This window comes from Chitinophaga sp. (genome assembly GCF_039596135.1).
Lineage (GTDB): Bacteria > Bacteroidota > Bacteroidia > Chitinophagales > Chitinophagaceae > Chitinophaga.
Genome location: NZ_JBCNKH010000112.1, coordinates 1 through 16,382, shown reverse-complemented (window position 1 = coordinate 16,382; position 16,382 = coordinate 1). Strand labels below are relative to the sequence as shown.

The 16,382-nt window shown below is 46.5% G+C and carries 4 protein-coding genes; all 4 read left to right on the top strand.

Features of this window, described 5'->3' with window-relative positions; all coding sequences use genetic code 11:
* Positions 1 to 5,315, top strand: a 5,315-nt coding sequence (locus ABDW16_RS30195; RefSeq protein WP_343675062.1) for an amino acid adenylation domain-containing protein, incomplete at its 5' end; no start/stop codon positions are given.
* On the top strand, positions 5,303 to 10,672 hold the full coding sequence (locus ABDW16_RS30190) for a MupA/Atu3671 family FMN-dependent luciferase-like monooxygenase (RefSeq protein WP_343675060.1): 5,370 nt from the start codon (positions 5,303 to 5,305) through the stop codon (positions 10,670 to 10,672). The genes ABDW16_RS30195 and ABDW16_RS30190, both read left to right, overlap by 13 nt.
* A 9-nt stretch (positions 10,673 to 10,681) precedes the next feature.
* Complete coding sequence (locus tag ABDW16_RS30185) at positions 10,682 to 13,837, top strand: beta-ketoacyl synthase N-terminal-like domain-containing protein (protein ID WP_343675058.1); 3,156 nt, start codon at positions 10,682 to 10,684, stop codon at positions 13,835 to 13,837.
* The coding region (locus ABDW16_RS30180) for a condensation domain-containing protein (protein ID WP_343675056.1) at positions 13,834 to 16,382 on the top strand (2,549 nt) is incomplete at its 3' end. The genes ABDW16_RS30185 and ABDW16_RS30180, both read left to right, overlap by 4 nt.

Sequence of the window (16,382 nt, the reverse complement as noted above, 5' to 3'; positions counted from 1 at the left end):
TTGCGGTTTATCTAAAAAGAAAATACAATCTGGTAGCCAATGACCTGGTAGGTATTTTGCTGGAGCGAAGTGAACGAATGCCGCTTGCGGTATTATCTGTACTGAAGGCGGGATGTGCTTATGTACCGTTGGGTATTGATTATCCGGAGGATCGTATTGCTTATATCCGTAAGGATGCTGGGATGAAAGTATTGATTGATGAGGCGGAAGTGGCGGCGTTTTTCTCAGATGCAAGTGTTTTGTCTGGCCCGACTGCTTTCTCAGATTCTACTGTCTATACAGATTCTTTGCCCCGTCCGTCAGGAGATGATCTGGCATATTGTATTTATACTTCGGGTTCTACTGGTACGCCGAAAGGTGTATTGAATAGTCATGCTGGTTTATACAACCGTTTGCTGTGGATGAAAGATTACCTGCAGGTAGGATCATCCGGGGTGTTCCTTCAAAAGACACCTTATACATTTGATGTATCGGTATGGGAGCTGGTATTACCGTTTATGACAGGAAGCCGGCTGGTGATGTTACCCCCTGATCAGCATAAAGAACCATTGTCGTTGCAGGCAGTGATTGAATCAGAAGGGGTGAATATCGTACACTTTGTGCCCTCTATGCTGGGCGCATTTTTATCAGAAGTAGAAGGCTGTACCTCATTACAACATATTGTATGTAGCGGGGAGGAGTTGCCAGGATGGATGGTGGCTGCCTGTCGTAAGCAGTTGCCACATGTGCGTATCCATAATCTGTATGGACCTACAGAAGCGGCTATTGATGTAACGGCGATAGATGTTACTGAAGAAGAAGAAGTAACGATTGGTTACCCGGTTAGCAATACGGGTATCTACATCGTGAATGAATATAATCAGCTTCAGCCGCCTTTAGTGGCAGGGGAGCTATTGATATCAGGCGTACAGGTAGCGAAGGGCTATCTGCATCTGGATGAATTAACGGCGGATCGGTTTATAGCAGATCCATTTACAACGGGTCCAGTTATAACAGACCGGCTTATAACAGATCCAGCTACAGCAGATCGGCTTATAACAAATCGGCTTACAATAGATCCATTTACAACGGGTCCAGTTATAACAGATCCAGCTACAACAGATCGGCTTATAACAAATCGGCTTGAAATAGGTCCATTTACAACAGATCGGTTTATAGCAGGAGGTCGTGTTTACCGAACAGGAGACATTGCCAGATATTTACCAGACGGCCGTATCCAATACCTTGGCCGTCGGGATCACCAGGTAAAGATTCGTGGTAACCGGATAGAACTGGGCGAGGTCGAGCAGGCGTTGTCCACGCATAGTGCTGTATCGCAGGTAGTGGCAGCCGCCCGGGAGGTAAATGGCGAAAAGGTATTGGTGGCTTATTATACAGGAGAAGAAGTAACTGAATTACGCAGTTATTTAAGCAGCCGTTTACCGGGGTATATGTTGCCTGATTACTATGTGCATTTATCAGCTTTCCCGCTTACGGTAAGTGGGAAGGTAGACAGGAAGGAACTGCCGTTGCCCACTGGAGGCAGCCACCAGCAATATGTAGGGCCACGTACGAATACGGAACAACAGCTGGCTCATATCTGGGAGGAAATCCTGCATAAAGAGCAGGTAGGTATCCGTGATAATTTCTTTGATCTGGGTGGTCATAGTCTGAAGGCGACGCGGTTAGTGAGCCGTATCAATAAGCAATTTGGCGTGAAGATAGGGTTGAAGGAGATATTTACTTATCCTTCTATTGAAGAGCAGGCGGCTGTTATTTTATCGGCTATACAATTAACAGGCGGGTATTCAATAGCACCGGCACCAGAGCTGGCATATTATCCATTATCAGCTGCACAGCGCCGCATCTGGACCTTGTGCCAGTTCGACGGCGGCAATGTGGCTTATAATATTACAACAGTACAACAGGTAACAGGCCCTTTTGATATTGATATATTGCAACGTTCCATAGCGTTGTTGTGTGCAAGACATGAAAGCCTGCGTACTATATTTAAACAGGATGACGCAGGTGAACTGCACCAGTATATACTACCCGAAGGGGTGTTAGATTGTAGGGTTATATGTACGGATGACGATGTTAAAACTGTCATTAATCATTCTTTTGATCTGGAGACAGGTCCATTATTCAAAACAACTATTATTCAGACTGGGCTTGATAGTCGGCTGCTGGTTTTGAGTTTACATCATATAGTTGGTGATGGCTGGTCGATGGAAGTGATGGCCAGAGAAGTGGTAGGATATTACAATCAACTCATACAGAATTTACCGGTTAAGCAGGAGCCATTGGTCATTCAATACAAGGATTATGCTTTCGCAGAAGCTGCTGCAAGAGAGACTATTGGCAGAGCCGCTACTGTGAGAGCAACCACTGCCAGCGAAGCAACTACCATACAATCAACTGTCAGTGAAGCCACTGTCGGAGCGGCTAATGCGGAAGGAACCGCTGCCAGCGAAGCAACTACCATACAATCAATTGTCAGTGAAGCTACTGCCGGAGCCGCTACTGCGAGAGCAACCACTGCCCGCGAAGCAACTACAGTAAAATCACCTGCCAGTGCAACGGCAACCGGCTCCCGCCAATATTGGCACGAACAGCTGTCAGGAGAATTACCTGTCATTGACCTGCCAGTTGCCAAACAACGCCCTGCTACTAAAACATATCATGGAGCCCGCATCTCTCATCAATTCTCACCTGCACTGACAACGGCTATTCAGCACAAGGCCCGGGAGCAGGAGGCTACTTTGTTTATGACACTGATGGCTGGTCTCAATGGTATATTGTACCGCTATACGGGGCAGACAGACATCATTCTTGGTACACCTGTGGCAGGAAGACCTTTGCGGGTGCTGGAAGAGCAGATAGGGCTGTATCTTAATACTCTGCCCATCCGTACACGTTTTGAAGAAACCACTACGTTGGATGAACTGATACAATTGCAAAAACAGGTATTACTGGATGCATACGCTCATCAGGATTACCCGTTCGATGTATTAGTGAGCGAACTGCCTTTAAAAAGAGATACATCCAGATCTGCACTTTTTGATATATTGGTTGTACTGCATAACCAGCAGGATATATTTGAAGAAAAGAATAGCTTCTTACATACAACTGTTACACCTTATTCCATACCTCTGCAAACTACCAGTCAGTTTGATCTCAGTTTTTCTTTTGCGGAAACTAATGATGGTTTGCAACTGGTGGTATCTTATAATACTGATATTTTTGATGCACCACTTGTTGAAAATCTGATTGCTCATTTAGAAGCTTTTATTGAAAATGGTATCTCTCATCCTTTGCATACGGTGGCCCGGATAGATTTTGTTTCCGGCACAAACCCAGCTATAGAGATTCCATCGGCAGGAGGTATCCTAAACCTAAACCAAGCTATAGCAGGACCATCAGGAGGAGATACTCTAAACCCAGCTATAGCAGAACCACCCTCAGACCACACCCTCACTGACTGGCTCACCCAATCCTGCAAAACTCATAGCGATGCCACTGCCCTCATCTATAACGATTCCATTATCACTTATAGACAGCTGGACCTCCTTTCAGACCAACTGGCGAAATATCTGATCATTCATTACAATGTTCAACCCGGCGACCTTATCGGTGTAAAACTGGAAAGAACAACCTGGCTGCCCATGGCAATACTGGCAGTACTAAAAACCGGCAGTGCCTATGTACCTCTGGATATTCAATACCCTGCAGAACGACTGCGATACATAGAAAACGACAGCCAATGCCGCGTGACTATTACCACTGAGATGATTAATGAGTTTGAACAGGCAATGGCAACTATCACGCAATTACCGCTTGAACAGGCAATGGCAACTATCACGCAATTACCACCTGAACAGGCAATGGCAACTATCACGCAATTACCACTTGAACAGGCAATGGCAGCTATCACGCAATCACCACTTGAAGAAGCCATAGCAACTGTCACACCATTGCCCGCTGTAAAAATCAAATCAGACCAACCTGCATATGTTATTTACACCTCTGGCTCTACCGGCAATCCCAAAGGTGTAGTAATCACTCATGGTAATGTCATCGCATTTCTGCAATGGTGTAAAAAAGAATTTTCAGATACCCCCTTTGATATCATGTATGCAGCTACTTCTCATTGTTTTGATCTATCGGTATTTGAAATGTTCTATCCCCTGGTAATAGGAAAGCCGCTTCGCATCATTACCAATGGCCTGTCTATACCAACATACATCACTACAGATAAAAATATACTGATCAATACAGTGCCTTCGGTGGTAAGCAGTTTGCTGGAAAATGATGTACCATTCGACAATGTATTGGCCATTAACATGGCAGGCGAACCTGTGCCCGTTTCCCTGAGCAATACCCTCTGCTCATTCCCCCTCATTTTAAGAAACCTCTATGGACCCACAGAAGACACGGTATATAGCAGTTGCTACAGAATTGAAGGTAAACATACACAGGCATTACCCATCGGCCGGCCCATTGACGGCACCCGGTTCTACATCGTTTCATCTGCATTATCGCTACAGGCACCCGGATGTTTAGGAGAAATATGCATTGCCGGAAAAGGCTTATCTGCCGGATACCTGAACAGACCAGACCTGACCAGCGAAAAGTTTGTGACTAACCCATTTGAAGAAGGTACCCTGCTTTACAAAACCGGTGACCTGGGATTTATAATGCCAGATGGAAATATAGGTTATGCAGGCAGGAAAGATCAGCAAGTGAAGATACGTGGTTACCGCATTGAGCCGGGTGAGATAGAGCTGGCGCTGGAATCGCTTGCCAGGGTAGAACAGGCTGTCGTATTAGTGAAGGAGCAACAGCTTGTAGCCTATATAACAGGAAAGGATATCGTGATCAGCTACATACATGAAAGCCTGACTGCACGACTGCCGGCATATATGATACCTGCCAGTTACCTGGTGCTGGAAAGCATACCCAGAACACCTAATGGTAAAACGGATAAAGCCCGGCTGCTCAAACTTGTAACCACACCCGCCGTTACAAATGATTACGTGGCCCCCCGCAACGAGATGGAAGAAAAGTTACAGCAGATATGGGAAAATCTATTGGGGCGAGAGCAGATTGGGGTGATGGATAATTTTTTTGAACTGGGCGGGCATTCCCTGCATATTGTTCGAATGCTGAACGAGATCAATAAAACATTTGATATCAAACTGCGTATGCAAACTGTGTTCAATACCAGAAACATTAACGAACTGGCCGCAGCGGTTACGCAGGAAACAATATTTAAAGCCGGTATTACCAATATCCGGCAGGAACAAGAAATAAATTCCGAATTATGGGAGATTTGACTATTAAGCAAAAGTTAACCTTGTTAATCCAGGCCGGACTACTGTTTGAAGTAGCGGAAGATAAGTTGCAGATAAGAGGACGCCTCGATGTATTAAGTGAGGACGACAAGCAGTTCCTCAGAGAAAATAAAGGAGCGATCATAGCGCTGATCAGTCAGCAAACGGCCACTGCACCTGTTATGCAACAGGTAGACAGGCACCGTCCGCTGCCGCTTTCGTTTTCTCAACAAAGCCTGTGGCTACTGGACAGAATTAATGAAGGTAGCAGTCATTATAACCAGACTTCGGCATTCAGACTAAAAGGGGTATTAGATTACCGTGCACTGGATCGTACCTTTCTAACTATCCTGCAAAGACACGAGAGCCTGCGTAGCAGCTTTCAGGCAGATGCTGGCGGTGAGCCGGTGCAGACCATACAGGAGGTAACTGGTTATAATGTACCCGTAGAGCATATTACTGAAGAACAGATAGGCAGTATCATCCAGGAGGAGGCAAAACGGGTGTTTGACCTGACTAAAGACCTGCTGCTGCATGTGCGGCTATTGAAGATAAACGAGGAGGAGCATATCCTTATTGCGAATATGCATCATATCGCATCGGATGGATGGTCCATAGGGATTTTTGTAAAAGAGATCAGTGTATTGTATGGCAGTTATACAAAAGGAGCAACGAATCCGCTGGCACCATTAACCATTCAGTATCCTGATTACGCACACTGGCAGCGGCAATCGCTCAAAGGTGCCACACTGGAAACACTGCGTAACTACTGGAAACAGCAGCTGGAAGGATTACCTGTACTACACAACCTGCCGCTGGATAAACCAAGACCATTGTCTCAGCGGTTTAAAGGCAGCCTTTATACATCCGTTATTCCTAAGAACCTGCAAACGGCATTGGCAGAGATTTGCCAGGCAGAGAGTGCCTCTTTGTTTATGGGAGTACATGCTGCATTCAGTACCCTGCTGGCAAGATATAGCAACGAGTATGATATTGTAATAGGATGCCCGGTGGCTAACAGAGAGCATTCGGAAACCGCAGGATTGATAGGATTCTTTATGAACCTGTTGGTATTGAGAAGTGATTTGTCTGCCCGCCCCGGATTCCGCACTTTGCTGCGGCAAAGTAAGCAAATGCTGGAAGACGCTTACCAGCACCAGCAAATGCCTTTTGAGCTGCTGGCCGATGAGCTGAAAGTGCAACGTAACCTGAGCTACAACCCCCTCTTCCAGATACTATTAAGTTTTCATAATAATCAGCAGGGGCAGTTTGCACTGCCGGGTATGACCATGGAGCCTGTACTGAACAGTCATCATTCCAGTGCCAAGTACGATCTGACACTGAATGTAACGGAGCGGGGAAATGGGTTGCATTTATCATGGGAGTATAATACAGACCTTTTTGAAGCGGATACGATCGTTCGGATGGCAGCACAGTTTGAAACATTGTTGGGCAGTATGCTGGAAAATCCGGAAGAGAACGTATTTAAATTGCCCATGACCACTGGCCATGCTTTAAAAGGCGAAAGTGTAACGATCATACACGAAGATCACTTTGCACGACAGGTAAAAGAAAGACCAGCAGACATTGCTGTGATCAGTAATGATGAACAGGTCAATTACCAGCAGCTGGGTGAACGGGTGGATGCGATTGCCAGCTTGTTAAAAGAGAGCGGATTAAAGCAGGGGGATAAAGCCGGATTATACCTGCTTAGAAATGCTGACCTGGTAGCGACCATATTTGCCTGTCTGAAGACGGGCGTAGGCTATATACCGCTGGACCCTGTTTATTCATCTGAAAAGATTAACCAGATTATTACTGAGGCTGCGCCCAAAGTAATTGTTACCATATCTCCACTAAAAACACTGTTCCTGCGATCATTGCCGGCTACACAGTTATTGTGCCTGGATGAGCAGGTGTTCACTGCAGGCACCATTCATGAAACCATTGCAGATGATACTGCTGCATATGTCATATTTACCTCCGGCACCACTGGTAAACCGAAAGGCATAGAAGTGACACATGGTAATCTAAAGAACTTTTTACAGAGTCTGGATGGCACCTTTGGCAGTGAAGCACGTCAGCGATGGCTGGCGCAGACCAGCGTCAACTTTGATATCTCTGTACTGGAAATAATCTGGACCATTTCGAGGGGGCATACGATTGTACTGCAACAGTCAGACCCCCTGAAGATATTGCCTGCTGAACGGTTGGAACCATCTGGTAAGATGGATTTCAGTATCATGTTCTTTGGCGCAGACAAAAACAGCGGGCAAAAATACGACCTGCTATTTGATACGGCGAGGTATGCAGACCAGCATGGTTTTACTGCAATCTGGACACCAGAGCGCCATTTTAGCGAATTCGGCGGTGTATTTGCAAGTCCCGGTGTATTAGGGGCCAGCATTGCATCTATTACAAAGAATATTGGTATACGGGCAGGTAGTGTGGTATTGCCCCTGCATGATCCTGTGCGTGTAGCAGAGGAATGGTCTGTAATAGATAATGTCAGCAATGGCAGGATAGGTTTGAGCATTGCATCCGGATGGCATCCGAATGATTTCATTTTTTATAATGCCAATTATAAAGAACGTCACCGGGAAATGCGGGAACGGATACAGGAGCTGAAAGCCCTTTGGCGTGGAGTACCCGTAACACGTATAAATGGTATAGGCAGGGAATTGCAGATCAGCATTCGTCCTACGCCGATTCAACAGGAATTACCTATCTGGGTGACTGCCGCCGGTAGCCCGGAAACATTCAGGTATGCAGGAGAAATTGGGGCGCATATTCTTACCCATATGTTGGGACAGACTATGGAGAAGCTAGCCGCAAATATTGCCATTTACCAGCAGGCGCTGAAAGACCATGGACATGAACTGGCAGATAAGAAAGTATCGCTGATGCTGCATACTTATATCGCCACTACTGATGAACTGGCGGCAACGGTAAGTGAGCAGCCATTTAAAGACTATCTGGCATCATCTTTATCACTGATGGAGCCATTGGCCAAAGAAATTGGCCTGGATATAAATACACAGAGAGAGGAACTGATTGAAATTGCCTATAAGAAATTCAGCAGGGAAAATACATTGATCGGTACAGCAGAAAGTTGTCAGCACATGCTCCATCAGCTGCAAAAAATAGGCGTGAATGAAATTGCATGCCTGGTAGACTTCGGTATTGAAAGCAGTGCTGTGCTGGATGGACTTGCAAATATTGTGGTGGCGAAGCACCTTTATGAGGCGGGTCAACGGCTGGTATCGTTACTGCATACTGACAAGCAGCGTACCGCACTTGACCTGATCAGCGAATATAGCCTCACACATGTGCAGATGACGCCTTCCCAGTGTAAACTGGTGTATGACCTGTATCAGCAAAAGAATGACAACAGCCTTTCTTCCCTGCAGCGATGGCTCATAGGGGGCGAAGCAGTGAACAGAAAAGTGATCAGTGGTTTGCAGACCGCTACCAGCGCTGCATTCTATAATATGTATGGCCCTACCGAAACCACAGTATGGTCTGCCTGGAGAAAAATCCATGCCGATGATATTGCTATCGGCGGACCTGTCTACAACACCGATCTGTTGCTACTGAATGAATATGGGCAACAGGTGCCAGTGGGTGTAGTGGGTGAACTCTATATAGGAGGAGCTGGTGTGGCAAAGGGCTATTACGGCAACCCGACCCTGACCGCACAGTCTTTTGTCGAAATAAACGGTGGCCGGTATTACAAAACAGGCGACCTGATGCGGTTGAAAGCGGACCATACACTTGAATACATTGGCAGAAAAGATAACCAGGTAAAGGTGAATGGCTACCGTATAGAAACGGATGAAATAGAAGGTAGCATCTCCCAACTGGCAGGTGTGAAAAACTGTAAGGTGGTACCTGTCAAAACAGACGATAATACTTATTTAGCCGCATATGTGGTACGACAGGATAACGTATACGGTGAATATACAGCCGTTGAAGAAGCTGAACGTCCCGGTGCCTTTCATTTTCCTGATGGCAGTGTAGTGTACCATCAGTCAGACCGGCAGCTGACCATGCTCTATAAGGAAGTGATAGAAAGAGGCATCTATTTCAGGCATGGCATTACAGTACCGGAAAATGGGTTAGTGCTTGATCTGGGTGCGAATGTAGGTACTTTCAGTATCGATGTGAATCAGCGTGTACCGGGTGCTGCCGTGATTGCCTTTGAACCTATTCCCCAGCTGTTTGCGGCTTTACAAAAGAATTTTGAGCATCGTCAGATAAAGGGGCTATTGCTTAATTATGGTGTATCCAATAAGCAGGAGCAGGCCACTTTTCATTATTATCCGGAAATGGCAGGTATGTCAGGACGATTTGCGGATAAGGATACCATCCTGCAGGCAGTATCTCAATATATTCAACAGGAAAAAGCAGATACCAATAATGAGGTCAATCATTTGTCTGACGAAGACAGAACAGTGATGAAATCATTCTATCAGCAGATAGACGGGCAGTCTGAAGAGATCGGACAATACCTGTCTTCGCTGTATGCATCGAAAGAAGTAACGTGTCAGCTCACGACTGTTTCTGCCGTGATTGATGAGCTCCGGATTACTTCTATAGACCTGTTAAAACTGGATGTGGAGAAGAGCGAGTGCCTGGTACTGGAAGGCATCAGGGACGAGCACTGGCCATTGATACACCAGCTGGCCGTTGAAGTAGATGGAGACGCCAACCTCGATCTAATTAAAACCTTGCTGCATAGTAAAGGGTATGCATTGAATGTGGATGAGCTGATTATGAGTGATGCCAGTACCCCACAGGAAGCGAATACCTACATGCTGTATGCCGTTCAGCCTGCCTACCGGCCAACGGACAATGCGGCGCTCAGACCTTTGCTACAGGCAAGGGTGAGTGAACCAATTGTGCGGGAACACCTGAAACGTTCACTGCCTGACTACATGACACCTGCGGAGATCACTTTTGTACCATCGATTCCACTGATGGAAAATGGGAAAGCTGATATTCAGCAGCTCAAAAAAATGAAGCCACAGCAGGAAGAGAAAAAGACTATTGTGACGATCACTAACAGCACAGAGCTGGAAATATATCGTCTGTGGTGCGAGGTGTTGAAGAAAGAAAACATTCCACCACATGTAAGCATTTTTGAAGCAGGTGGAAACAGTATAGGCATCGTATTGCTGCACGAGAAAATGAAGGCTGCTTTTAATGTAGACTTTTCACTGATAGAATTATTCCGTAACCCGACTATACAGCAGCAGGCGAGACTGATACAGCAGGCATCTCACAGGGAGCCTGATACGATAAAAAAGGCAACGGAAAAAGGTGCCGCCAGAAGGAATGTGCGGGCTAAACAAAATTAATTCATGATTATGCAACAGATTTCAGATAATGATATTGCTATCATCGGGATAGCAGGCCGCTTTCCAAAGTCGGACAACATAGCGCAGTACTGGCAGAATCTGGCAGATGGTGTAAACAGTATTGAAAGGGCAGATGATGAAAAAATACAGGCATCGGGTGTGGCTGCCGGTATGTTACAACATAAACGTTTTGTACATGCAACGACGAAGCTGAATGATGCGCGCTGTTTTGATGCAGATTTTTTTGGCATGTCTCATACAGAGGCATTGCACATGGACCCACAAATCAGGCTCCTGCTGCAATCCAGCTGGCATGCATTGGAGGATGCCGGGTATGATACTACCAGGCATGCCATCTCTGTCGGCAACTTTTGTGGCATGTCTTCCAATCATTACCTGTTGAACATGCTGCAGACGAATGCGCTTAACGACGCCGTAGACCCTTTGCTATACAGGATACTGAATGATAAAGATTTTCTGGCTACCTGGATTTCTTATAAACTAAATCTTACAGGGCCGGCTTTCAGTGTACAGACAGCCTGCTCCACCTCTTTACTGGCAGTGCACCTGGCTTGCCAGAGTCTGCTGAACCGGGAGTGCGATATGGCATTGGCAGGTGGGGTAGCTTATAGCTCAGATGACAAGGTGGGTTATATACATACGCCTGCTTCCATCTATTCTAAAGATGGCATTTGCAGGCCATTTGATATTCAGGCCAGTGGTATTGTGGATGGTTGTGGTGTGGGAACGGTTGTACTGAAAAGAGCGGCTGATGCGATCAGAGATAAAGATCATATTTATGCGCTGATCAAAGGCACCGCCGTGAATAATGATGGTGCTAACAAGCAGGGATATACCACACCCAGTGTAGACCTGCAAAGAGATGTAGTACTGGAAGCGCTGGCTGTTGCCAATATAGACGCTGCTTCAATCGGCATGATTGAAGCACATGGCACAGGTACTTTTATTGGTGATCCTATTGAAGTAGCTGCATTGACTGAGGCATTCCGTGCTTATACAGAAACGGTAGGTTACTGTGCGCTTGGCTCTGTGAAAAGTAATATAGGTCACCTGGATGCTGCAGCAGGCATCGCTTCCCTGATCAAAGCGGTATTATGCGTTGAGAAGGGAATGCTGGTACCCAGCATCAACTTTACGGCTCCCAATCCCGGACTACAACTAGGCACGTCTCCTTTTTATGTAAGCAGGAAGGTGGCGCCATGGCCTGCACAGTTTGATATACGGAGGGCGGGTATCAGTTCTCTTGGAGTGGGCGGTACAAATGTACATGTGGTGATAGAGCAGGCGCCTGCGGCAGAAAGAGCGGAAGTAACTGCACACCCCCATGTAGTAACACTGTCTGCTGCTGGCGCGGCCAATCTGCAATCTGCCAAAGCAGAACTGGCTGCTTACATCCGCCAGCATGAGGAGCTGCGGCTGGAAGATATTGCGTATACGACTGTATATGGCAGAAGACAACTGCCTTATCGGTTTGCAGCAGTTTGTTCAGATAAGGAAACATTGCTGGCGCAGCTAAATGGTGCTGATGCTTTTGAGGGAGAAAGTAGTACATCGTCTGCTGTATTTCTTTTCCCCGGACAGGGAAGTCAGTTTATTAATATGGCCACTGGGTTATATAATGCCATTGCTGCATTCAAAAAAGATGTAGATGATTGTCTGGTCTTTTTGCAGCAAACCTTCCAGGTAGATTTCAAACCTATATTGTTTGGCGATAACAGCCAGTTGCTGGAAAGAACAGAAAATACACAGGTAGTACTATTTATTGTTGAATATAGCCTGGCCAGGGAACTGCAGCGAACCGGCGTGCAGCCAGTTGCGCTGGTAGGTCATAGTCTGGGTGAATATGTGGCTGCATGCATTGCCGGCTGCTTATCGCTGCACGATGCACTCACGCTCGTATATCATCGTGCACGCCTTATGGGTGCTATGCCTGGTGGTGCGATGGTGTTGGTGCGTGGTAGTCTTGAAGATATCAGGCCACTGTTATTGCATGACGTACATGTATGTGCTGTAAATGCGGCAGATAATATCGTGATTGGTGGCAGGGAAGGGGTGATAGAAGGACAGCTGCAGGCATTGGATGCGCATAAGAAAGAATATATACGGCTGAAGGTGTCACACGCTTATCATACGCCTATGATGCAGGGGGTATTGACGGAGTATGCGAAAGTTCTGTCTACCGTGACCTTTCATCCATTTGAGCAGAAAATATTTTCTACATATACCGGTAGGTTAGCCGGGCCTGAACAGTTCTGTAACCCACAGTACTGGCTTGACCAGATTATGCACCCTGTGCTATTCAAAGAGGCGGTACATGAGGTAACTGCTTATGTGTCTAATCCTGTTTTTATTGAAGTGGGGCCGGGCAATGGATTATCGTCTTTCGTAAAGAGTATTTCAGGTCAGGCGGTAAGCACGGTTAATTTGTTGCCAAGAAATAATCCGGTCAACAAATTTTATGCAGCAAAGGCACAGTTGCTTGTAAAGGGCATCCCCTTTAGTATGCCCCTGCAGCATGATGGAAGGAAGATTTCATTACCCGGATATGTGTTTACGAAAAAGTACTTCTGGAAGCCGCCTTTGCAGGTGCATTATAAAGATTTTATAGAAGCAGGGCAGTCTTACCATGCCGGCAATAATAAATATACCTGCGAAAGACTGAAGACTTCTGTAGAACTGAAACCTGCGCAAAAACTGCCTGAACAGGTACTTACACAGTTGCATGCATTGCATACAAAGTATATACAGGACCTGGAAGCATTGATGGCAACCAGTGAAGTAAGTGCCCGGATTGAGTTCTTTTATAATGACGAGGTGAACACAACCACTACTACGAAGGCCACCATTGGTCAGTCTGTCGTTGCTCCTGTTACACCTGTAGAACAGGCGATTGCCCTGCACTGGAAAGAAGTGCTTGGATATTCAGCCGTGAGTGTACTGGACAATTATTTTGAAGTAGGCGGGAACTCTTTGCTTGCCACCAGGCTGATGACGCGGCTGTCTGATGAGTTTGAGCTGGAACTGACATTTAAAGAGTTGTCAGAATGTTTGACTATCAGAGACCTGGCAGCACTGGTGGAAAGCAGGCAGCGTATTATGAATCTTGTAGAAGAAGGTAATAATGATAATTATCTGGAATTATGAATGTAACGATCTTATTGGAAGAACTGATACAGCACCAGGTAAAGCTGAAAGTGAGTGAAGGTAAGCTGTTGGTGCAGTTACCCGAAGGGGGAATAGATGCCGTGTTGCTGGAAAAACTGAAGCAGCATAAAGAGGCGATAAGGCTGTTGATACTGGATGCCCAAAAGCCCCGTGTAAAACGGCCGGTAATTACCAAACGCAGCGGAGAGCGAAGCAGGGAGGTGCTCTCTCATATGCAGCAACGGTTATGGGTACTGGACCAGATTGAAGGTAGTGCTCATTATAACATATCTAATGCGCTGGTGTTGGAAGGAAACCTTGATACGACTGTTTTCCAGCGGGCATTTAATACCATTCTGGAACGGCATGAGGTGTTGAGAACAGTGTATGAACAGGCGGAAAACGGACAGGTATACCAGGTAATACAGGATGTACAACCGCTGGCGATTGTCTATGATAATCTAAGTGGATTATCGGCCGATGTGCAGCAGGAGAAAATCAGGAAGATACAGCAGGAAGATGCAAAGCAGCCTTTTGACCTCAGGAAGGATGTACTGATCAGGGTAAGGTTGGTGCAGCAGGATGCGCATGCGCATGTAGTGCTGGTGACTATGCATCATATAGCTACCGATGGATGGTCTATCGGGTTGCTGATAAAAGAATTTTGTGCGCTCTATACGGCATATAGCAAGGGAGCGGCTAATCCGCTGCCAGACTTGCCGGTACAATATGCAGACTATGCGGTGTGGCAACAGGAATGGCTGAAAGAGGAGCAGCTGACGGCGCTGAAAAGTTTCTGGTCTGAGCAATTGAAAGAGTTGCCACCGGTGCATAGTTTGCCGCTCGACTTTGCAAGGCCAGCGGTGCAGACCTTCAGGGGGGATACGTTTTACACGCGTATAGACACCAATTTGCTGCAGCAGTTGCAGCGGTTATGTGAGCAGGAAGGGACTACACTGTTTGCCGGATTATATACAGTATTCACCTTGTTGCTGGCGAGATACAGTAATGAAAATGATATTGTAATCGGCACACCCGTTGCCAACCGGGAACAACCCGAAGTCGCAGCCTTGGTGGGCCTGTTTATGAATATGATTGTGCTGAGAACGCGTGTGGCATCCAACGTGAGTTTTATAGACTTGCTCAGACAAAACCGGCAGCTATTGATAGATAGTTATGCGCATCAGCAATTGCCTTTTGATATGTTGGTAGGTACGTTGCAACAGGAAAGGAATGCCGGATACAGTGCGCTTTTCCAGGTAATGATGGTATTACAGAATAATGAGAAGGCAGCTGTGGAGCTACCGGGTGTAGCCCTCAGGCAAATGGGGCAGGTAAAGCCATTTGCGATGTATGATCTGTCGCTGATAGCAGAAGAAAACAGGAATGGATTGTCCCTGGGATGGGAGTATAATACAGACCTTTTCAAGGTGGCTACGATCAAGGGAATGGCGGCCCATTTTGAATTATTGCTTGCATCGCTGCTGGCAGCACCGGAAGGAGATGCGATGCAGGCCAATATGATGTCGGCAGAAGAATTGCAGCTGCTGTCAACATTCAATGACACGGAGCAGGCATATCCTGCGGGTAAAACTATACTTGATTTATTTAAGGAACAGGTGGCCACTCATCCTGAAAAGATACTCGTTAGTTATGAAGATCGCTCGTACACCATTGCAGTGCTGGATGAGGAATCTGACAGGCTTGCCGCCTGGTTGAACGTGAAGAAGGGCGATTTGGTGGGCATTCAGCTTGACAGAAGTGAATATATGCTGCTGGCTATACTGGCGGTATTGAAGGCAGGGGCAGGGTATGTGCCAATAGGCATGGATTATCCTGAAGAGCGGGTGAATTATATTAAGCAGGATGCGCAGCTTGTTCGGTTGATCGATGCAAAATTACTGGCTGACTTTAAGGAGGATGTAGCTTCTGTCGGCACATTTGATGCCCCGGATCCTGGTACAAATGCCTATGCAATTTATACGTCAGGTTCTACGGGGCAGCCCAAGGGAGTGATCAATGACCATGCAGGTTTGTATAACCGTTTGCTATGGATGCGCGATGACCTGGGTATAGGCCCGGATGCGGTGATTATGCAAAAGACGCCTTATACATTCGATGTATCTGTCTGGGAACTATTGATGCCGCTGATTGCCGGGTGCAGACTGGTGTTTGCAGCACCGGAAGGGCATAAGGACCCGCGTTATATACAGGAACTGATTGCCAGAGAGCAGGTAAGTATTATACACTTTGTACCATCGATGCTGGGTATCTTTTTGGAGGAGCTGGATAGCGATAAATGCAGGAGTCTCAGACATGTGGTATGTAGCGGAGAGGCATTGCCATCGGTGATGGTAGAAGCGTTTAAAGCACAGTTGCCGTGGGTACGTATTCATAACCTGTACGGGCCTACAGAAGCAGCAATAGATGTAACCTCGATAGACCTCACTGATGTACAGGGAGTAAGTATAGGAAAGCCTGTTGCCAATACCAAGATTCATATAGTAGATAAGCAGCTGAACCTGCAACCTATAGGAGTAGCGGG

Coding starts and splice junctions, on each gene's coding strand:
- ABDW16_RS30185 (WP_343675058.1), top strand. CDS start 10,682: ATGCAACAGATTTCAGATAATGATATTGCTATCATCGGGATAGCAGGC.
- ABDW16_RS30190 (WP_343675060.1), top strand. CDS start 5,303: ATGGGAGATTTGACTATTAAGCAAAAGTTAACCTTGTTAATCCAGGCC.